Source organism: Martinezella sp. CNPSo 3795 (assembly GCF_057784475.1).
In genome coordinates, this window is sequence record NZ_JBXSOQ010000008.1 from 51,045 (window position 1) to 70,972 (window position 19,928).

General features: G+C 61.0%; 20 protein-coding genes and 1 pseudogene. 14 read left to right on the forward strand and 7 right to left on the reverse strand.

The features are described from left to right. Positions 1–10: 10 nt before the first annotated feature. The 4 genes from AC13QY_RS21235 to AC13QY_RS21250 all read left to right on the forward strand — a co-directional run bounded on the left by AC13QY_RS21235 (position 11) and on the right by AC13QY_RS21250 (position 3,487). Positions 11–919 (forward strand): ABC transporter permease subunit, encoded by a 909-nt coding sequence (locus AC13QY_RS21235; RefSeq protein WP_113330107.1) that lies wholly within the window; start codon positions 11–13, stop codon positions 917–919. After that, on the forward strand, positions 919–1,935 hold the full coding sequence (locus AC13QY_RS21240) for an ABC transporter ATP-binding protein (RefSeq protein WP_113330108.1): 1,017 nt from the start codon (positions 919–921) through the stop codon (positions 1,933–1,935). The genes AC13QY_RS21235 and AC13QY_RS21240 overlap by 1 nt, the downstream gene beginning before the upstream one ends. After that, on the forward strand, positions 1,932–2,885 hold the full coding sequence (locus AC13QY_RS21245) for a peptide ABC transporter ATP-binding protein (RefSeq protein WP_113353799.1): 954 nt from the start codon (positions 1,932–1,934) through the stop codon (positions 2,883–2,885). The genes AC13QY_RS21240 and AC13QY_RS21245 overlap by 4 nt, the downstream gene beginning before the upstream one ends. Positions 2,886–2,959: 74 nt before the next feature. Then, positions 2,960–3,487: a gluconokinase gene (locus AC13QY_RS21250; protein ID WP_113330110.1), complete on the forward strand. Its 528-nt coding sequence runs from the start codon at positions 2,960–2,962 to the stop codon at positions 3,485–3,487. Between the two features lie 9 nt (positions 3,488–3,496). Here the strand turns inward: AC13QY_RS21250 and AC13QY_RS21255 are convergent, their stop codons facing one another. The 3 genes from AC13QY_RS21255 to AC13QY_RS21265 all read right to left on the reverse strand — a co-directional run bounded on the left by AC13QY_RS21255 (position 3,497) and on the right by AC13QY_RS21265 (position 6,411). After that, a complete protein-coding gene (locus AC13QY_RS21255) occupies positions 3,497–4,744 on the reverse strand; it encodes an NAD(P)/FAD-dependent oxidoreductase (RefSeq protein ID WP_113353800.1) in 1,248 nt (415 codons plus the stop codon). Between the two features lie 117 nt (positions 4,745–4,861). Then, positions 4,862–5,359 (reverse strand): isoprenylcysteine carboxyl methyltransferase family protein, encoded by a 498-nt coding sequence (locus AC13QY_RS21260; protein ID WP_113353801.1) that lies wholly within the window; start codon positions 5,357–5,359, stop codon positions 4,862–4,864. Beyond that, positions 5,359–6,411 (reverse strand): type III polyketide synthase, encoded by a 1,053-nt coding sequence (locus tag AC13QY_RS21265; protein ID WP_113353802.1) that lies wholly within the window; start codon positions 6,409–6,411, stop codon positions 5,359–5,361. Before AC13QY_RS21265 ends, AC13QY_RS21260 begins: the two co-directional genes overlap by 1 nt. A gap of 197 nt (positions 6,412–6,608) precedes the next feature. Here AC13QY_RS21265 and AC13QY_RS21270 point away from each other — a divergent pair, with 197 nt between their 5' ends. The 5 genes from AC13QY_RS21270 to AC13QY_RS21290 all read left to right on the forward strand — a co-directional run bounded on the left by AC13QY_RS21270 (position 6,609) and on the right by AC13QY_RS21290 (position 11,111). After that, positions 6,609–7,151 carry a tetratricopeptide repeat protein gene (locus tag AC13QY_RS21270; protein WP_069612348.1) on the forward strand — a complete coding sequence of 181 codons (543 nt, stop codon included), beginning with the start codon at positions 6,609–6,611 and terminating at the stop codon, positions 7,149–7,151. A gap of 62 nt (positions 7,152–7,213) precedes the next feature. After that, positions 7,214–7,858 (forward strand): RNA polymerase sigma factor, encoded by a 645-nt coding sequence (locus AC13QY_RS21275; RefSeq protein ID WP_113330114.1) that lies wholly within the window; start codon positions 7,214–7,216, stop codon positions 7,856–7,858. Continuing rightward, positions 7,851–8,654, forward strand: a complete 804-nt coding sequence (locus AC13QY_RS21280) for an anti-sigma factor family protein (protein ID WP_113354069.1) — start codon at positions 7,851–7,853, stop codon at positions 8,652–8,654. The genes AC13QY_RS21275 and AC13QY_RS21280 overlap by 8 nt, the downstream gene beginning before the upstream one ends. 145 nt (positions 8,655–8,799) lie before the next feature. Beyond that, positions 8,800–10,377, forward strand: a complete 1,578-nt coding sequence (locus AC13QY_RS21285; RefSeq protein WP_113330115.1) for a Ppx/GppA phosphatase family protein — start codon at positions 8,800–8,802, stop codon at positions 10,375–10,377. Then, positions 10,374–11,111: an RlmE family RNA methyltransferase gene (locus tag AC13QY_RS21290; RefSeq protein ID WP_113353803.1), complete on the forward strand. Its 738-nt coding sequence runs from the start codon at positions 10,374–10,376 to the stop codon at positions 11,109–11,111. Before AC13QY_RS21285 ends, AC13QY_RS21290 begins: the two co-directional genes overlap by 4 nt. A gap of 77 nt (positions 11,112–11,188) precedes the next feature. Here AC13QY_RS21290 and AC13QY_RS21295 read toward each other — a convergent pair whose 3' ends face one another. Further along, the gene (locus AC13QY_RS21295; protein ID WP_113353804.1) at positions 11,189–12,619 is read right to left on the reverse strand and encodes an MFS transporter; all 1,431 of its coding nucleotides are present in this window, start codon (positions 12,617–12,619) and stop codon (positions 11,189–11,191) included. A 347-nt stretch (positions 12,620–12,966) separates the two neighbouring features. On the opposite strand from AC13QY_RS21295, the gene AC13QY_RS21300 reads away from it, so the two are divergent. Next, positions 12,967–13,839 carry an MBL fold metallo-hydrolase gene (locus AC13QY_RS21300; RefSeq protein ID WP_113353805.1) on the forward strand — a complete coding sequence of 291 codons (873 nt, stop codon included), beginning with the start codon at positions 12,967–12,969 and terminating at the stop codon, positions 13,837–13,839. 29 nt (positions 13,840–13,868) lie between these two features. Here the strand turns inward: AC13QY_RS21300 and AC13QY_RS21305 are convergent. The 3 genes and pseudogenes from AC13QY_RS21305 to AC13QY_RS21315 form a co-directional block, all read right to left on the reverse strand. Next, positions 13,869–14,786: pseudogene (locus tag AC13QY_RS21305) on the reverse strand (alpha/beta fold hydrolase). A 99-nt stretch (positions 14,787–14,885) separates the two neighbouring features. Then, entirely contained in the window at positions 14,886–15,557 is a 672-nt protein-coding gene (plsY, locus tag AC13QY_RS21310) for a glycerol-3-phosphate 1-O-acyltransferase PlsY (RefSeq protein WP_113390247.1), read from the reverse strand. A 15-nt stretch (positions 15,558–15,572) separates the two neighbouring features. Next, on the reverse strand, positions 15,573–15,944 hold the full coding sequence (locus tag AC13QY_RS21315; RefSeq protein ID WP_113390246.1) for an NIPSNAP family protein: 372 nt from the start codon (positions 15,942–15,944) through the stop codon (positions 15,573–15,575). Between the two features lie 326 nt (positions 15,945–16,270). Here AC13QY_RS21315 and guaB point away from each other — a divergent pair, with 326 nt between their 5' ends. The 4 genes from guaB to AC13QY_RS21335 all read left to right on the forward strand — a co-directional run bounded on the left by guaB (position 16,271) and on the right by AC13QY_RS21335 (position 19,896). Then, positions 16,271–17,755 carry an IMP dehydrogenase gene (guaB, locus tag AC13QY_RS21320; protein WP_488493917.1) on the forward strand — a complete coding sequence of 495 codons (1,485 nt, stop codon included), beginning with the start codon at positions 16,271–16,273 and terminating at the stop codon, positions 17,753–17,755. Between the two features lie 3 nt (positions 17,756–17,758). Further along, the gene (locus tag AC13QY_RS21325) at positions 17,759–18,349 is read left to right on the forward strand and encodes a hypothetical protein (protein ID WP_113390245.1); all 591 of its coding nucleotides are present in this window, start codon (positions 17,759–17,761) and stop codon (positions 18,347–18,349) included. Between the two features lie 98 nt (positions 18,350–18,447). Next, entirely contained in the window at positions 18,448–18,870 is a 423-nt protein-coding gene (locus AC13QY_RS21330) for an MAPEG family protein (protein ID WP_113353810.1), read from the forward strand. 144 nt (positions 18,871–19,014) lie between these two features. Further along, complete coding sequence (locus tag AC13QY_RS21335; RefSeq protein WP_488487099.1) at positions 19,015–19,896, forward strand: dienelactone hydrolase family protein; 882 nt, start codon at positions 19,015–19,017, stop codon at positions 19,894–19,896. The last annotated feature ends 32 nt before the right edge of the window (positions 19,897–19,928 follow it).

Below are 19,928 nucleotides of genomic sequence, written 5' to 3' on the forward strand. Positions count from 1 at the left end.
GAGCGGCCCCATGAGCACGGTTAGCGTCAAAACGGTTAGTGTCAAATCCGACCGTCCTTCCGCTCTTGCGGAGTTCTGGTATTATTTCTCTCGCAACAAAGGCGCCGTCATCGGCCTTGCGATCTTCCTCTTCGTCCTGTTTCTGGCAATCTTTGCCGGCGTCGTGGCGCCTCACAATCCCGATGCCGCTTACGGCAGCGACATGCAGCGCCTGCCGCCAGCTTGGGCGGAGGGCAGCAACAGCAGTTTCCTGCTCGGCACCGATGCCAATGGTCGCGATCTTCTGTCGCGCCTCATCTACGGCACGCGCTTCTCGCTGTTTATCGGCCTCGTCGTTGCCTCGCTTTCGGCGATCGCCGGCATCTTGATCGGCCTTGTCGCCGGCTACGCCCGTGGCCGCATCGATACGATCATAATGCGTATCATGGACATCATTCTTGCCATCCCGTCATTGCTGCTTGCCCTGGTGCTGGTGGCAATCCTCGGACCGGGCCTGACCAATGCGATGATCGCGATCTCCATCGTCAACCAGCCGCATTTCGTTCGTCTGACCCGCGCTTCCGTCATGGCCGAGCGCGACAAGGAATATGTCATCGCCTCGCGTGTTGCCGGCGCCGGTCCTCTGCGGCTGATGTTCAAGACGATCCTGCCGAATTGCCTCGGTCCGCTGATCGTGCAGGCGACGCTTGCCTTTTCGGCCGCCATTCTCGATGCCGCAGCCCTCGGCTTTCTCGGCCAGGGCGCCCAGCCGCCGACGCCGGAATGGGGCACGATGCTCGCCGACTCGCGCGAATTCTTCCAGAGCAACCCTTGGCTCGTTACTTTCCCCGGTCTCTGTATCCTGATTACCGTTCTCGCCATCAACCTGATGGGCGACGGCCTGCGCGATGCGTTCGACCCGAAGCTGAAGAGGTCGTAATGGCACTCCTCGATATTGAAAACCTATCCGTTGAATTCCAGACTTCGTCCGGCCTGTTCCGGGCGGTCGATGGCGTTTCGCTCACCTGCGACAAGGGAGAAATCCTCTCGATCGTCGGCGAATCCGGTTCCGGCAAATCCGTCTCCATGCTGGCCATGATGGGCCTTCTGCCCTGGACGGCGAAGATCACCGCCGACCGCATGATGTTCGATGGCAAGGATCTGCGCGGCATCTCCTCGCGCCAGCGCCGTAAGATCATCGGCAAGGACATGGCAATGATCTTCCAGGAACCCATGTCGAGCCTCAATCCGTGCTTCACGGTCGGCTTCCAGCTCGGCGAGACACTGCGCATCCACATGGGCCTCGACCGTAAAGCGCGCCGCCAGCGTTCGATCGAACTGCTGAATCTCGTCGGCATTCCAGCTCCCGAGGATCGTCTGTCGAACTTTCCGCATCAGATGTCTGGTGGCATGAGCCAGCGCGTCATGATCGCCATGGCGCTCGCCTGCAATCCGAAGCTTCTGATCGCCGATGAGCCCACGACCGCGCTCGACGTGACGATCCAGGCGCAGATCCTCGACCTGCTCGTGCGCCTGCAGCGGGAGCAGGGCATGGCGCTCGTGCTCATTACCCATGACATGGGCGTCGTCGCCGAAACGGCGGAGCGCGTCCAGGTGCAATATGCCGGCCAGAAGGTCGAGGAGCAGCCGGTCAAGGAACTGTTCCGCGATCCGCATCATCCCTATACGGCAGCCCTTCTTTCGGCTCTGCCGGAACGTGCCGAAGTCGGCGAGCGTCTGCCGTCGATCGCCGGCGTCGTTCCCGGCCAGCACGATCGTCCCAGGGGCTGTCTCTTTGCGCCGCGCTGCTCCTTTGCAACGCCGGAATGCGACAAGGGCGTCAAGCGTCAGGGGCCTGAACTGGGCGTAGCCCTATGCAATTATCCGCTGCAACATGGCAAGCCGCTCGGCCACCCCGGGATTGCCGCCACGCAAAAAGCAGGAGGTGCCGCATGACCGGCGCTGTTCTCGAAGGGCGCGATCTCGCCCGTTTCTACACCGTCAAGCGCGGCACCTTCAAACCGGAAGCGACCGTCAAGGCGCTGAACGGTGTCAGCTTCAGCCTGCAGTCGGGCCGCACGCTCGCTGTCGTCGGCGAATCCGGCTGCGGTAAGTCGACGCTCGCTCGCCTGGTGACGATGATCGAAAATCCGACGGCCGGCGAATTGCTGATCGACGGCAAGCCCGCCAGGCTCGGCGATCGCAGCCTGCGCAGCGCCGTGCAGATCGTGTTTCAGAACCCCTATGGCTCGCTGAACCCGCGTCAGAAGGTCGGCTCCATCCTGGAAGAGCCACTGAAGATCAACACGGATGATGATGCCGCGACGCGCCGCCGCAAGGTGGAGGAGATGATGGCGCGCGTCGGTCTGCGCCCGGAACACTACGATCGTTATCCGCATATGTTCTCGGGCGGCCAGCGCCAGCGCATCGCCATCGCACGCGCCCTGATGCTGCGGCCGAAGGTGCTGGTGCTCGATGAGCCGGTGTCCGCACTCGATCTGTCGATTCAGGCGCAGGTCCTGAACTTGCTGATGGACCTGCAGAAAGAGATGGGCCTTGCCTACCTCTTTATCTCGCATGGCCTTTCCGTCGTCCGTCACATCGCAGACGACGTGATGGTTATGTATCTCGGACGCCCGGTGGAAACCGGCACGGCGGACGAGGTCTTCAGCCGGCCGCGCCATCCCTATACCGCAGCCCTTCTGTCGGCAACGCCGATCGCCGATCCGGATCGCGAGAAGAACCGTATCCGCCTTCAGGGCGAATTGCCGTCCCCGCTCAATCCGCCGAAGGGATGTCACTTCAATCCGCGCTGCTGGCGTGCCCAGGACAAGTGCCGGCAGGTCGAACCGGAACTCGCGGGCGAGGGTACGCATAAATTTTCCTGTTTCTTTCCGCTGGATTGATCCAAGTTGTGAGTCGGGCACGGCTGGCGAGACCAGTCGTGCCCCGTTCAAGTCAATCATTCCGGACAGGCCTTATGCGCGATAATCAAGACATTCCCCTTGCCATCATCGTCATGGGTGTGAGCGGCAGTGGCAAATCCTCAATCGGTGAGGGTGTCGCGGCCAAGCTTGGCATCCATTTTATCGAAGGCGACGCGCTGCATCCGGCCGCCAATGTCGAGAAGATGAGCAAGGGCATCCCCCTGACGGACGAGGATCGTTGGCCCTGGCTCGAAAAGATCGGTCAGGAAATATCGGCAAGCCTCGCGAAAAACGAGGGCGTTGTCGTTACCTGCTCGGCGCTCAAGCGTGTCTATCGCGAACGCCTGCGGGCGTCTGCCGGCGGCCATCTCTATTTCATCTATCTCGAAGGCTCGAAGGAGCTGCTGACGAAGCGCATGGGCGAGCGCAAGGGGCATTTCATGCCGGCGTCACTGCTCGAAAGCCAGCTGCAGACTTTGGAAGTGCCGACCAGCGAGCCCGGCGTCGTCACCGTCGATATCGACGCCACGATCGGGGAGATCGTCGATGCCTCCGTCAAAAGTCTCAAGGCTATTCTCTAAATCAAAAGCTCAGGGCGCAAATCGGCTAGGAGCATAAGCCGAAATATCGATGAACGGCGTCTCGCCGGTGATGAGCTCGGCAAGCACGCGACCGGTCACCGGCCCGAGCGTCAATCCATGATGAGCATGGCCGAAGGCGAACCATAGGCCGTTGTGGCGCGGTGCCTTGCCGATGATCGGCATCATGTCGGGCGTGCAGGGCCGCGCACCCATCCAGGGTTCCGGATCGAGCCGTTCGCCGAGCGGGAAGGCGGTGCGGGCGACGGCCTCCGCGCGATCGAGCTGCACCGGGGTCTTCGGTGCATCGCGCAGGGCGAATTCGGCGCCGGTCGTCAGCCGGATGCCCCGGCTCATCGGCGCCAGCAGATAGCCACGCTCGGCATCCAGCATCCAGTTGTTGAGGATGGCATTGCCCTCGGCGGCGTAATGCATGTGGTAGCCGCGCTTGACGCCGAGCGGGAAAGCATAGCCGAAGCGTTTCGTGACGATATCAGCCCAGGGGCCGAGTGCGACGACGACATCCTCCGCCTCGATCGATCCCTCCGCCGTCACCATTCTCCAGGCCGAACCTGCCATGCCGAGCGAAACCGCGTCTCCGGTCGTCACACGGCCGCCAATGCTTTCGAAATATCGCCGATAGGCGGCCGTCAATCCGTGCGGGTCCAGCACCGACCAGGGATCGCGCCAGCGAAGTGCTCCGGCAAAGCTGCCTCTCAGATGCGGCTCGGCACTTGCGATCTCTGCGCTGTTCAGCGCGTCATAGCCGATGCCGAATTCGCGGCTGAGGCGCTCCGCTTCGGCAAACTCGGCATCCCGCTTCTCGTTCGAGCGGAAGAGCTCCATCCAGCCATTCTTGCGAATGAGCTCCTCGGCATGCGAGGCTTGGATGAGATCGTTGTGTTCGCTGACGGAATGTTCGATGAGCGGCGCATAGGCGCGCGAAATCATCTCATGGCGCTTGGTATTGGAGTTCCACCAATAGCGGGCAAGAAAGGCGATCTGCGCCGGCAGCGCGCGCAGATGGTAATGCGCGTCGATGCGGTTATTGAAGGCATAGCGCAGCAGCAGGCCGAACTGCTGGGGGAAGCCATAGGGCACCACGCCCTCGCGCTGGATGAGGCCGGCATTGCCGAAGGACGTTCCCTGACCCGGTGGCTGGCGATCGACGAGGACGACTTGCCGTCCCCGCCGCTGCAGATGGATTGCCGTCGAAACCCCGACGATACCAGCACCGAGAACGATTGCGTTCTTTGTCATCTCACCCTGCTATCCGCATGCTCATCGCATTGCGCCCGGTCGCTCCGCATTGCCTGACCGCGCTCTAAGCATCGAAAATGCCTGCCAAATTTCAGTGGCGCAATTGAAAAATGCGGATCAGCTTGCAGTCTGTCGCAGGCAGGCGTTTTCGGCGCGGATGCGGATAGCAAGAATGATGCCGTTGAGCAGAGAAAAGATCGCGGCATAAAGCGGCATGCCGAAAGCGAGCGGCAAGACGGCGATCTCGCCGACGACAACGGCATAGTTCGGATGGCTGAGGAAGCGATAGGGTCCTTTGGTCACCAGCGCCGCGCGGGGCAGGATGATGATGCGTGTCGTCCAACGATCCTTGAGTGTCACCAGCACCCAGAGACGCAGTCCCTGCAGCACCATGAAGAGCACAAACCAGGCGGGATCGACCGACCGGCCGATGGCGAGCAACCACAATCCTATCAGCCATGTCGTATGCATCGCCACCATGAAGGGATAATGCTCCGGCGCATGTTCCCGAGCGCCGCGGGCAAGGAGCGCCGCGGTATTGTGCCTGGCATAGACGAGCTCTGCCAGCCGCTGCAGCGTCACGAAGGTCAGAAGCGCGATCGATGGCCACAGCATCACGCAACCCTCCTCAGGGTAATGCAGCTTGCCGAAAATCCCGGCCCCATGGCGAGTAGGGCGGAACGCTCTGGCAATCCGGCCGCAATCACCCGCTCCAGCACGAACAGCACGGTGGGAGAGGACATGTTGCCATAGTCGCCGATCACCTCGCGCTCGATATCGAGCGAACCTTCTTCAAGGCCGAGCGACTTCTCGAGGGCCGACAGCACCTTGGCGCCGCCGGGATGGCAAATGAAGCGGTCGACATCGGAGATCAAAAGCCTGGATCGCTCCAGAATCCCGGCAACCGCCCGCCTCAGATGCGTTTCGGCGAAGACCGGCAGTGATTGTTCGAGGATGATGCCAAAACCGGTATCGTCGATCTTCCAGCCCATGATGCCGAGGCTGTCGGGGAAAAGATGTTCGCCTGTCGCTTCGATTTCCGCAATGCCGCCTTCGCCGGCTCGCAGCACACAGGCTGCTGCTCCATCGCCGAACAGCGCGGTGGCTATAATGTTGGGCCGTGTCAGTTCGTCTAGGCGGAAGGCGAGCGAGCAGAGCTCGATCGCGACGAAGAGCACGACGGCGCCCGGCCGGCTTCTTGCCATCTTCGTCGCAACGGCAAGGCCGGATACGCCGGCAGCACAGCCGAGCCCGAAGATCGGCACGCGCTCGATATCCAGGCGGAAGCCCATCTCGCTCGCAAGCCGTGCCTCGAGGCTCGGCGTCGCAAGCCCTGTGGACGAAGCCGTGACGATGCAGTCGACCTCTCTGGCCTCGAGACCGGCCCGCTGCAGCGCTGCTGTTGCGGAACGGCGGAAAAGTTCGGAGGCCTCGTCCGCATAGGCGGCCATGCGGTCCTGCCAGCCATGCGGCTGTTCGAACCAGGAAAGCGGCCGCGCCAGATGGCGCTGGCGAATGCCGGTGCTCTCGAACACGCGGGCGAGATATTTGAAATCCTGAAAACGGTCCGAGAACAGACGGCCCGCCGTCTCGGCGGCTTCGGTCTGGAGGATGATGTTGTCGGGCGTTGCGACGGCAAGGCTTAGAAGTTTGACGGTATCGGTCACGAGTTTCTCCTGTGCCCTTGAGGGGCATGTCGGCTGAAACACGCGATAGCGGTGGTCTATTCGATGCCAGAGCAGTCACGAAACAGTGACGGCGTCTCGACATAGGATGCGTCGAAAAAATTCTCGGGTCGTTCGAATAAAATATGCAGACGGTGTGTTCTCCCCTCGCAACGTTCATTTTGCCAAGGAGACATTCCATGACGACCAAAGCATTTCGCCTGGCTTCCATCGCCCTCGGTGCAGGCCTGACCCTCGGCGCTTTCGCCGTTCCCGTCTTCGCCGCCGGCGACGATTCCAGCACGACGCCGACCTGCAAGAAGGGCGAGATCTACGATCAGAAGGCGAAGAAGTGCGTCAAGCAGCAGAGCGCCAATGTCACCGACGAAAACCGCGCCGACTACGCCTATTCGCTCGCCAAGAAGGATCATCGTTACGAGGAAGCCCTGGCGGTTCTCGACACGATGAAGAACCCGAATACGGCAGAAGCGCTGAACTATCGCGGCTATGTTACCCGCAAGCTCGGCCGCACTGACGAAGGCATTTCCTATTACCAGAAGTCCGTCGCCATGGATCCGAAGTACACGCTGGTTCGTGAATATCTCGGCGAAGCCTACGTCATCAAGGGTCAGATGGACCTCGCCAAGGATCAGCTGAACACGATCAAGACGCTCTGCGGCAATACGAGCTGCGAGGAGTATCGCGATCTCCACGCCGCGATCATGAATCCGTCCAGCCTGTGATCGCAGGTCCGGGTCAGTGATAAAGACGGCAAGCAGGGAGCCTTGCGAGAGATATGGGAGTGATGCCGGTCGCTCGTGGTGCTATTTCTGCTTATAGTCTGACAGCAACGGAGCCGCCGAAAAGGTCGGCGGTTTCCGGACCTGCGAATGCCGCGGAGGATGTCATAGCGAGCGAAGAGGATATCAGGGCAGGCCTGTCCCAGCATCTGACGCGGTTGTGGCGCTACGGCGTGGTGCTGTCGCGCCAGCGCGACGTGGCGGATGATCTCGTGCAGGCGACCTGCGTCAGAGCTTTGGAGCGGGCGGCGCAGTTTACCGCCGGCACGAGGCTCGACCGCTGGCTGTTTGCCATCCTTCATTCGATCTGGCTGAACGAGGTCCGTTCGCGCCGTGTGCGTATGGGGCAGGGCTTCGTCGATGCCGACGAGACGCTCGTATTTGACGGCGCACAGGAAACCGAAACGCGTGTTCTCGCCGGGCAGGTCTTGCAGCGCGTGCAGGCATTGCCGGAAGCACAGCGCACTGCCGTGTTCCTGGCCTATGTCGAGGGGCTTTCCTATCGTGAAGTGGCTGAAATTCTCGATGTGCCGATCGGAACCGTCATGAGCCGATTGGCGGCAGCGCGGGCGAAGCTCGCTGATGGCATGGGGGTGGCGGCTGACGGAAATGCATCCGGAGGTGGGCGACTGGGGAATGGAAATGAGTGAATTGAACAAAGGACCGACGGTTACGGACGAACAGCTCACCGCCTTCATCGATGGCGAGCTGGATGCTGCCGACCGCGATAGGATCGAGGGGCTAATCGCCAGCGACGAGCACGTGGCGGAGCGTTTCGATTTTTTGTCGCGCAGCACGCTGCCCTTTTCTGAAGCGTTTCAGCCGATGCTCGCCAAGGCGCCGGCTGCGAAGCTTGATGCCATGCTTGCCGCCATTCCCTCGTCAAAGGAAAGCAAGGTCCGCGCCGCTGGCATTGGCCGCCGCGGTTTCCTGGCCGCAATGGCTGCGAGTTTCGTAGCCGCCATCGCCATCGACCGCGCTGTGATCGGCATCGGCCGTAAGCTTTCGAAGCCGGACGAGGATGCCGAATGGCGTGCCGTCGTGGCGGAATATCTTTCGCTCTATACGGCGGATACGCTGAGTGCTCCGGCCGGAGACCATGCGCAGCAGGTCGCGCAGTTGAATGAGGTCGGTGCCAAGTTGGATTTGCCGCTGGCGCCCGAGGCGATTGCCATGCCGGGCATAGAGTTCAAGCGTGCTCAGATCCTGAATTATGACAGCAAGCCACTCGCCCAGATCGCCTATCTCGATCCGGAAAGCGGCCCGATGGCACTCTGCATCGTTCGGTCCACCAGGGGTATGGCCGCGCCGGACATGGAAAATCGTCGCGGCATGAATGTCGTCTATTGGTCGAGCGCCACACACGCCTTCATGCTGATCGGTCACGCGCCGATCGATCGGATGCAGCAACTTGCAGCTGATGTCAGGGCGCACCTCATCGCCTGAGGGCTGTTTCCGGTGCGACTAAAATGGCGTGATTCAAAAAGAATTTGGCGAAAACCCATCCTGCTGGTATTCTTTGCCCAACGAAAATCGAACGAGCGCCAGCAGCATGCCCCCAAGGCCTTGCGCGGTGCGGTGGAAAAGATACGTGAGTGACCCCGAAAGCGGCCTAGCGCCGCAGGCAGACGGGGCGCCGGCAGCAGAGCGCAGGAAGGGTAAATCCTCCCGGCGCGCGAAGCGTAAGCGCGGTCATGGCCGCCCGAACGCTCATTCTGCGGAGGCTAGCCAGGCAGGTAAGTCCAGCCAGGTGGCGCAGCGCCCAGCAGAGGATGAGGCCGGCTCGCCGGCTAGAAAGCGCAAGCGCCGCCGCCGTGCACGCGGCGCAGCCCAGGGTGGCGCGCAGCCTTCTTCGTCAACACAGCAGTTTTCATCACAGGCGGAGCATCGCGCTTCGACTGAGCATGGCCATCCCTCCTCGCATAAGAGCGGCAAGAATCGGCGCAAGCATCGCAGCAAGCGCGGCCTGCAGGGTCGGCCTCTCGTGCATGAGAAGACGGCGCAGATCGTCGCTCCAGCGAATACGCAGGCGAATGTCCACGCTCCGACCCACGACGATCACCGTCAGAACCGGCAGCCTCAGCCGCGACGTGAAGGCCAGGGGCAGCACCATTATGCCGAGGCTGATTCTCGTCCGCTCGATCTCTATGCCGCTCTCGATCTCGGCACCAACAATTGCCGTCTGCTGATCGCGCAGCCGACACGTCCGGGTCAGTTCCGAGTGGTTGATGCATTTTCCCGCATCGTGCGTCTTGGCGAAGGGCTCGGCGCCAGTGGCCGTCTCTCCAGCGATGCCATGGACCGCGCCGTGGAAGCGCTGCGCATCTGCGCGGCCAAGCTGAAGACCCGCGAGATCCGGCGCATGCGGCTGATCGCGACCGAGGCCTGCCGCGCCGCTGACAACGGCGAAGCGTTTCTAGCAAGGGTGACCGAAGAGACCGGATTGCAGCTCGAAATCATCGACCGCGAAACCGAGGCGCGGCTTGCCGTTTCCGGTTGCTCGTCGCTCGTGGGACCGGAGGCGCGCTCGGTCGTGCTGTTCGATATTGGCGGCGGCTCTTCGGAAATTGCCGTTATCCGCATCGGCGAGAATCGCTCCAGCCGGCTGGCCAATCACATCACCCATTGGACTTCGCTGCCGGTCGGTGTCGTCACCCTCTCGGAACGGCATGGCGGGCGCGATGTAACGCCGGAGCTGTTCGAGACGATGGTGTGTGAGGTTCAGCGCATGCTCGAGCGTTTCGATTGCCCGCCGGTTCATGGCGCCGCACGTGACAGCGGCGACTTCCACTTGATCGGGACTTCAGGCACGGTGACAACGCTTGCAGGCGTCCATCTTGATCTGCCGCGCTACGATCGGCGCCGGGTCGATGGCGTCTGGCTGTCGGATGATGAAGTGAGTGCGATGCAGGCGAAGCTCCTGTCCTGGGATTTTGCCGGCCGCGCCGCCAATCCCTGCATCGGGCCGGATCGTGCCGATCTGGTGCTGGCGGGTTGCGCCATTCTAGAGGCGATCCGCCGCCGCTGGCCGAGCCCGCGCATGCGCGTTGCTGATCGCGGCCTGCGCGAGGGACTGCTGACCGACATGATGGCAGACGACGGCGTTTGGCGGCGAGGCCGCTCGCGCCGGGGTCATCGACCGAGGGATATGAAGGGGCCGCAGACGTGACCAAGCCAACCATCGCCGGCAACCGCACGGGCCGCAAGCTCGGCCAGCGCGTCAAGAAAAAGAAGCTGAAGGCCTCGTCGCGGCAATGGCTGCAGCGCCATATCAACGATCCCTATGTGCAGCGCGCCCAGCTGGAAGGCTATCGTGCCCGCGCCGCTTTCAAGCTGCTGGAGATCGACGAGAAGCATCAGATCCTCAAGGGCGCGCGACGCATCATCGATCTGGGTGCCGCTCCGGGCAGCTGGTCACAGATCGCCGCCAAGGTGACCGACTCGACCGAGGAGGATATCCGCGTCGCCGCCATCGATTTCCTCGAAATGGCGCCGATACCCGGCGTCAGTATCCTGCAGCTCGATTTCCTCGATCCGGCAGCGCCGCAGCGGCTGATCGATGCCGTCGGCGGCACACCGGATCTCGTGATATCCGATATGGCGGCGCCGACGACGGGCCATCACCGCACCGACCATCTGCGCACGATGCATCTTTGCGAAGTGGCTGCGCATTTCGCCGTCGAGGTGCTGGCCGAAGGTGGCCATTTCCTTGCCAAGACCTTCCAGGGGGGTACCGAGCGTGACCTCTTGACCTTCCTGAAGCAGAATTTCCGTCAGGTCATCCATGTGAAGCCCGGCGCATCCAGAGCCGAGTCGGTGGAAATGTTCCTGCTGGCGAAGGGTTTCAAGGGCCGGAAGCCGGAAGGCGAGACAGAAGAGGCGGAAGCCGCCGCCGTGCGTTAAGTTCGGCGGCTCTCGATCCATGAATCGGCGAGATCTCGATTACGCTACGGCGTTGCCCAAGCGTAGGGATCGTGTTGTCATTTTGCGGCCGGCTGCTGCACCTGCGGCTGAAGGGCGGCGACGCGCTTGAGACCGGCCTTATGGCCGGAGACCATGGCACCGGCACTGCGATCCATCCGGATGAAGGGGATGGTCGCAAGTACGGTCAGAACCGAGATGCAGAAGAAGGCGATATGGAAATCGCGGACCTGCAGTTCCGTCCCGCTGAAGAAGGTCGAGGTTTCCAGGATCATGGCGGCGACGGCAACACCGAGCGCCAGGCTGATCTGCTGCATGACCGAGCTCATCGATGTCGCCTGGCTTGCCTGCTTGTCGTTGATATCGGCGAAGGCAAGCGCATTGATGCCGGTGAAGAAGAAGGAGCGCGAGAAGCCGCCAATCAGCAGGATGCCGACAATGATGAGGTGCGGCGTCCAGGGCTGGAAGAAGCCCGTGCAGATCGTCGTCAGGGTGGTGATGGCCGCGGCCGAAAGCAGCGCTGTCTTGAAGCCCACGGCGGTAAAGACCCGGCGGGCGATGAATTTCGTCGAGATCGCGCCGATGGCACCGGCAAAGGTGATGAGGCCGGACTGGAATGGATTGAGGCCGAAGCCGAGCTGCAGCATCAAGGGTGTCAGGAAGGGCATGGCGCCGATGCAGATGCGGAACAGCGTGCCGCCGGTGACCGAGGCGCGGAAGGTGGCGTTCTTCAGCAGCGTGAGATCGAGGATCGGGGCCGGGTGACGGCGCGCATGGCCGATATAGAGAAAGCCGCAGACGAAGCCGATGACGACGGCGGAGATGCCGATATAGGGCGGTAGAGCCGGCAGGCTGATGACGGACATGCCGAAGACTATGCCGGATGCGGCGAAAGAGGTCAGCAGGAAACCGATGACATCGAGCTTCGGCGGCATTGTCGCTTCCACATCGGGCAGGAAGATTGACGCCAAGATCACGCCGAGGATGCCGACGGGCACGTTGATCAGGAAGATCCAGTGCCAGGAAGCGTAGGTGGTGATGAAGCCGCCGAGCGGAGGACCGGCAAGCGGGCCCACGAGCGCGGGAATGGAGAGCAGCGCCATCGCCGAAACGAGATCGCTCTTCTGCGTGGTGCGCACCAGCACAAGGCGCCCGACCGGCGTCATCATCGAGCCGCCGACGCCCTGCAGGAAGCGGGCGAAGACGAATTCCACGAGGCCGCCCGAGAAGGCGCACATGATGGAGCCGATAACGAAGACACAGATGGCCACGCGGAAAATGTTCTTCGCGCCAAAGCGATCCGCCATCCAGCCGCTGATCGGGATGAAGACGGCCAGCGATACCATGTAGGAGGTCAGCGCCAGCTTTAGCGTGATCGGGCCGACATGCAGATCATTGGCGATGGCCGGCAGCGCTGTCGCGATGACGGTGGAATCCATCTGTTCCATGAAAAGGGCTACGGCGAGGATCAATGGAACGATGCGATTCATGGGCATCCGCCTTGATAGGTCTGTCTTCGGAAAGCCGCCGCTCAGGGTGCGATCAGCCGCTCTGTAGTCCTATGCGAGGCTGCTGCCAATCCTGGATTTTGCTCCATCAGCGCCTGGGGATCACGTCTTCGTGATATCCACTGCCGCATCGGGTGGGACGCAGGATTTGACATATGCTAAGAGCATGGAAATGCTAAACGCATAAAACGTCGTCCGGTCTATTAGCGGATTTGGATTGTGTTGTCATGACCAAATTTTCGGTCGTAGACGCGCAACTTCCAGGCCGCCGTCACCGGAGGCTGCGATAGGCGCAGCTTACGCTGCGCATCAACATAAGGAGTGAGTTCATGACTGCCGTCCTGCCCCCGGATACGCATCGGTTCAAATTGGGATCCTGCACCGTCACCGTCGTCAAGGACGGCGCTAACATCATGGACAACCCCTGGGAAACTTTCGGCTCGAACCAGGCGCCGGACACCGTTCGCAAACTGCTGGAGCAGAATTTCCTGCCGACGGAAAAATTCGTCAACAGCTACGCGCCCGCCATCATCGACACCGGCTCCGACGTGATCGTCGTCGATACCGGCTTTGGTGCCGCCGGTCGCGCTCGTGGCCTCGGCCGCTTTCGCGAAGGGCTGAAGGCGGTCGGCTACACGCCTGAGCAGGTCACGGTCGTCGCTCTCACGCATCTACACGGCGATCATATCAATGGATTGATGGAGGAGGATGGCCCGGCCTTTCCGAATGCTCGCTACGTTGCCGGCGAGATCGAATATGGGTTCTGGACCGATACGGCGCGTGAGGGAACACCGGCGGAAGGCGGCCATAAGGCCGTCCTCGCCAATGTCGTGCCCTTCGCCGAAAAGATGACCTTCCTTAGGGATGGCGACCAGATCGTCAGCGGCATGACCGCCATGCTGGCGCCCGGCCACACGCCCGGCCATCTCGTCTTCCACCTGGAATCCGGCGGCAGCCAACTCGTCATGACCGGCGATACCGCCAACCATTATGTCCTATCGCTCGGCCGCCCGGATTGGGAAGTCCGCTTCGATGCGGACAAGGCGCAGGCCGCGAAAACCCGCCGCCGCATCTTCGATATGATCGCCGCCGACCGCATTCCCTTCCTCGGCTTCCACATGCCTTTCCCCGCCGTTGGCTTCGTCGAAAAACAGTCGGAAGGTTTTCGCTACATTCCGAAAAGCTACCAGTTCGATGTTTGAAGACAGCGACTTGATGGCGGGATGTAAGCTCAAGAACGGTCGCGAAAGAGACCATTATCTTGATGCGTAACGGCACGGATGGCGCCTGCAAAAGCAGCAGGCGCCTCCTGCGGCAGATTGTGTCCAACCCCTGCAATAATACGTCGTTGGTAAAACGCGGCCTTGAAATGCGGCGCGGCATGGTCGATTGCATCAGGTGGATCGACACCGTCGTCGGCACCTTGCAGAACAAAGGTTGGCACGACGATATCAGGTTGCTTGGCTAGTTCTGCCTCTATGGACTGGAGCTCTGGATCTCCGGGAGTACCGCCGAACCGATGTCGATAGGAATGAATGACGACATCCACAAAATCCGGATTTTCAAATGCCGCAAAGCTCTGTTCGTAAGTTGCGTCAACAAAACTCCATGTGGGAGACCATAGCTTCCAGATGAAACGGCAAAGCTCGCAGCGTTTCTCGCTCAGTCCTCTTCGGCCACGCTCCGAATGGAAGTAATATTGATACCAATAGCGATATTCCTCTTCGGGCGACGCGGGTTGGCCGGCGGCGGTGATGTTCTGGATGTTGTATCCCGTCCCGCAGCTTACCAAACCGCGAACACGCTCGGGCCAAAGGGCAGCGACAATACAGGCTGCCCGGCCACCCCAATCATAGCCGCCAAGCGTCGCCGAAGAAATACCAAGCGCGTCCATGAAAGCCAGAAGGTCCGAACCGAGAGCGGCTTGCTCTCCTGACCGGAAGGTTTCGTCGGAAAGGAATCGCGTCGAGCCGAATCCACGCAGGAACGGCACGAAGCAATGCCATCCATCTCAAGCGAGTCGCTCGGCCACCTGATCGTAAGCATGAATGTCATACGGGAAGCCGTGCAAAAGGATCACCGGCTGGCCGTCGGGCGGCCCGCTTTCCCGATAAGCGATTTCCAGAACGCCGGCTGTGACTGTCTTCATGTGGCATTCCTCTACCGATCAATGGTGCATCCGAGAGGCATTTCAGCATGGCAAAACCGGCTCCAGGTCACAACCGAAATTCGCAAAAGCTCCGCGCATTCAATTCCGGATCACGGCACTTCGCCCGAGACGAGGTTCCGTTCCTGCCAGCAGTCGCTGAATATTCATACGATGGCGCACGATCACATAAAGGCTACCGGCAATCACCAGCAATCGATATGGCAACGGCTGCTCCAAGCCGCAGACAAGGGCAATCGCCGTCAAAGCTGCCAGGATTGAGCCGAGAGAAACAATCCGAAAAATAGCCAGCGTAATGCCAAAAACGGTCACTGCACCTAATCCCACCGGCCAGGCTATCGCCAGCAACAGGCCAAGTCCCGTTGCGACGGATTTGCCGCCCTTAAAATTCAGCCAGATCGGGCGGCTATGCCCCAGCAAGACTGCGAGTCCCGCTAAGCAAACCGCCCACAAAACGAAGTTTTGCTGATCAAGCGCAGTTGGCGGCGACACGGACGGCAATGTTTGGAGCCAAGGATAGAACCAACGGGCAAAGACGATCGCCGCGGCCCCTTTCAGCACATCGACCAGGAGCACCGCCAAGGCTGGCCACTTCCCAAGGGTCCGCAATACGTTCGTTGCGCCAGTCGATTTGGAACCGAGGTCCCGAATATCAACGCCCTTGAGCAGTCTCCCCGCCAGATAGCCCGTGGGTATGGAGCCGAAGAGATAGGCGATCGCCAATCCCGCGACGCTTGCTATCCAGAAACCCATGAGTGTCACCTCTGTTTAAGACTTTACCCGTAGCACCGGCCGCAAGAAAGTTCGCTCGTAGCTGATGAATGGTGGACTCCTACCGAAGCGTTCGTTTGCGGCAATTCCGTCCGGATCGGCTGCAACACGCTCGCGGTATTGCAGGTAGGTTGTCTCATCTGGAAATGTGAATAATGCGACCGCAATGTCGCCGGAGCCTTCTTCACCTATGCCCGGAAAGCTCACTCCCGCCTCTGCCGGCTTGTCTCTGGGTATGAAGTAGCCGTGATGCGTTCCGCCATGGCGTTCGATGAGTTCGATCCAAATCCGACCATAGGCTTCGAATTCCGAAATTCTATGGTGATCGATGCGGTAGCGAACTTCGCATGTAACCGGGCTTTTGTGCATTGAAAGACCATTTCTTTAACCAGCAGGCCCAAGGGCTCCTGCGTCCGGCCGACCGTGATACCTTATGCCATGGCACAGTATGTCATGGCACAATTTTCCGGAATAGACTGCCGCCGTTGCCCCTGTCGGAAGCGCCTGACGATGACGTGGAGCCGAATCCCGCGCTGAAGCCAAGGCTTAGCATATCTGCCCCTCGCTTTTTGCTATTCCCTTCCTGTCATGAACGTGTTACCAGCCCTCGCCAACTTCCAAGCAACACTTGCAAGATCGCCCGGTAGACGATTCGTTCCGGGCTTTCCTGTTTTTCACAGACGAAGGAATTGGCCATGGCACGCATTATTGAAACGTCAACCGGGTTGGATGCCCTCACATTCGACGACGTGCTCCTGCAGCCGGGACACTCGGAGGTCATGCCGGGCCAGACGAATATCGCCACCCGCATCGCCCAGGACATCGAGCTCAACCTGCCGATCCTCTCCGCCGCCATGGATACGGTCACGGAAAGCCGTCTTGCGATCGCCATGGCCCAAGCCGGCGGCATGGGTGTTATCCACCGCAATCTGACACCGGTGCAGCAGGCCGAAGAGGTCCGCCAGGTCAAGAAGTTCGAAAGCGGCATGGTGGTCAATCCGGTCACCATCGGCCCCGACGCCACGCTTGCCGAAGCGCTTGCTCTGATGAAGGCCCACGGCATTTCCGGAATCCCGGTCGTCGAAAAGTCGCACCGCCTCGTCGGCATCCTCACCAATCGCGACGTCCGCTTCGCCTCCGACCCCTCCCAGAAGATCTTCGAGCTGATGACCCGCGAAAATCTGGTCACGGTCGCAGAAAGCGTCCAGCAACAGGAAGCCAAGCGCCTGCTGCACAAGCACCGCATCGAAAAGCTGCTTGTCGTTGACGCTGACAGCCGTCTGGTCGGTTTGATCACCGTCAAGGATATCGAGAAGTCGCAGCTGAACCCGAACGCTTCGAAGGATGCTCAGGGCCGCCTGCGCGCTGCCGCCGCCATCAGCGTCGGCGATGACGGTTTCGAACGTGCCGAACGCCTGATTGAGGCTGGCGTCGACTTTCTGGTCGTCGATACCGCCCATGGTCACTCGCAGCGCGTTCTCGATGCCGTCACCCGCGTCAAGAAGCTGTCCAACTCCGTCCGCATCATGGCCGGCAATGTCGCCACCTATGACGGCACGCGGGCGTTGATCGATGCCGGCGCTGACGCCGTCAAGGTCGGTATCGGCCCCGGCTCCATCTGCACGACCCGTATCGTCGCTGGTGTTGGTGTGCCGCAGCTCGCAGCCATCATGTCGGCGGTCGAGGCTGCGCAGGCTCAGAACATTCCCGTCATCGCCGATGGCGGCATCAAGTTCTCCGGCGACCTGGCAAAGGCGATCGCCGCCGGCGCTTCCGCAGCGATGATCGGCTCGCTGCTTGCCGGTACGGATGAAAGCCCGGGCGAGGTTTATCTCTACCAGGGCCGCTCCTTCAAGGCCTATCGCGGCATGGGCTCCGTCGGCGCCATGGCGCGCGGCTCGGCCGACCGCTACTTCCAGGCCGAGGTCCGCGACACGTTGAAGCTCGTGCCGGAAGGCATCGAAGGCCAGGTTCCCTATAAGGGGCCTGTCTCCGGCGTGCTGCATCAGCTCGCAGGCGGCCTCAAAGCGGCCATGGGCTATGTCGGCGGTGCCGACCTCAAGGATTTCCAGGAGCGCGCGACCTTCGTGCGCATCTCCGGCGCGGGCCTGCGCGAAAGCCATGCCCATGACGTCACGATCACCCGCGAAAGCCCGAACTATCCGGGCGCAGGCGGCTGATTGATGGCAGATCGCGCTTCGGGCAACGCCAGGTCCTTACAGGGCCTGGCGGCGATCCTTGCGGCTCTTTCGCTGGCACTCTTCGCCTGGATCTATGCCGGCTTCGCAAGAGCATTCAGCGATGCCGCCGCCGGCCAGTCGATGCTCGATGTGCGCATCGGCGGCTATGAGAGCGAAGATGTCATCGCCATGCTGCGCTATCTCAAGGAGCATCCCGATCCGGCCGCGATCCTGCATTCTATGTATCTCGGGCCGGAGCTGATCTTCCCGCTGGTGCTGGGCGGGTTGCTGTTTTGCCTGATGCGGCTGGTCGGCCCCGGCGGTTTTTTCTTCGGCCGGCCGATCCCACCGGGTGGGACCACGGTCATTTTCTGCCTGCCGATCTTTTATACGCTTGTCGATTATGCCGAGAATATCGCCGGCCTGATGCTCTATCCGCCGGCAATGCCCTCCGATGCCACGGTATCGCTGCTTGCGACCCTCCTGCCCATCATCATCAGGCTGAAATTTCTGACGCTGGTTGTGACAGTGATTCTGCTGGTCCGTTTTGCGATTTTTCGCTACCTATCGCGCGACAGTTCCAAACCGTCCTGATCGACTACAGTGCCGCGCGTCATATGCGACGCGCAAAGGTCGCTGCAGCATTTCAGATCTACTGTATAGCTTTCGGAAGTTCCAAAGGAGTTGGCCGCGTGACAGGCTATGAAATGTTCTGGCCCATGGTGGCGCATGCGGTACTGGTTTTCATCCTCTATGCGCTCCTGGGATGGCGCCGCCGTGTGCTGGTGAAGGCCGGCCGCATTCAGCCAGAGCAATTCCGCGAAAATCATGCAGCCGATGAGCCAGCGGAAAGCTTGGTAGTGCGAAACAGCCTCGCCAATCAGTTCGAACTTCCCTTGCTCTTCCATGCCTGCTGCATCGTACTCTACACCACACAGGCCGATAATCTGGCGGCCGTGATCCTCGCCTGGATTTTTGTCGCGGCACGCTACGCTCATGCCTTCGTGCATGTGACCAGCAACGATCTGCGCTATCGCAGTCCGCTCTTCGCCCTTGGTTTTGCAGCCCTGGTCTGCATGTGGGGCTGGCTCGGCATCTGGCTCACCTTCTCCTGATGCAGGATGACGACCGCAGCCGCAACCTGCGGTAACGCGTTTGTGTTTTTCCTTTCCCATTGCGGTGAGATCCGCTGACCTATCTTGTCAGCGGGTGGCCGGTCGTTTGTTGCCTGCTGCCGGGGAAACAGGGAGAACAGGATCATGAGCACGGAAAAGCCGGTTGTGACGCAGGCGATGATCAACGCCTATGACGAATACACGCATCTGACGCTCGATCGTCGGGGTTTCATGGAAAAGCTGACCAAGCTCGCAGGCTCGGCCGGGGCCGCCGCCGCCATCGCGCCGCTGCTTGCCGCCAACAAGGCGAGTGCCGAGATCATTGCCGCCGACGATAGCAGGCTGGACACGAAGGACGTGACCTTTGCCGGCAGCAAGGGCGAGATGAAGGGGTATCTCGCCCGCCCGAAAGATGCGGCCGACAAGCTCGGTGGTGTCATCGTCATCCACGAGAACCGAGGCCTCAACCCGCATATCCGCGATGTCGCCCGCCGCGTGGCGCTGGAAGGTTTCGTGGCGCTGGCGCCGGATTTCTTGTCTCCGCTCGGCGGCACGCCCGAGGATGAGGACAAGGCACGCGACATGTTCACCAATCTCGATCCGGCATTGACGGCCGCCAATGCCGAAGCGAGCCTGACTTACCTCGCAAAGACGGATGGCGCCAACGGCAAGGTCGGTGCCGTCGGCTTCTGCTGGGGTGGTGGCCTAGTCAACCGTTTTGCGACCATCTCGCCGGAGCTGAAGGCAGGCGTTGCCTATTACGGCGCGCAGCCGCCTGCGGGCGAGGTTCCGAAAATCAAGGCGGCCCTATTGCTACACTATGCCGGCCTCGACGATCGTATCAACGCCGGTATCGATGCCTATCGCAAGGAGCTGCAGGCAGGCGGTAAGACCTTCGAAATCTTCGTCTATGAAGGCGTCAATCATGCTTTCAACAATGACACGTCGGCCGCCCGTTACGACAAGAAGGCAGCCGATCTCGCCTGGGGAAGGACGGTGGAATTCTTGAAGAAATACGTGTCCTAGAACGACACAAATCGCCGATGTCGACGTGTCGG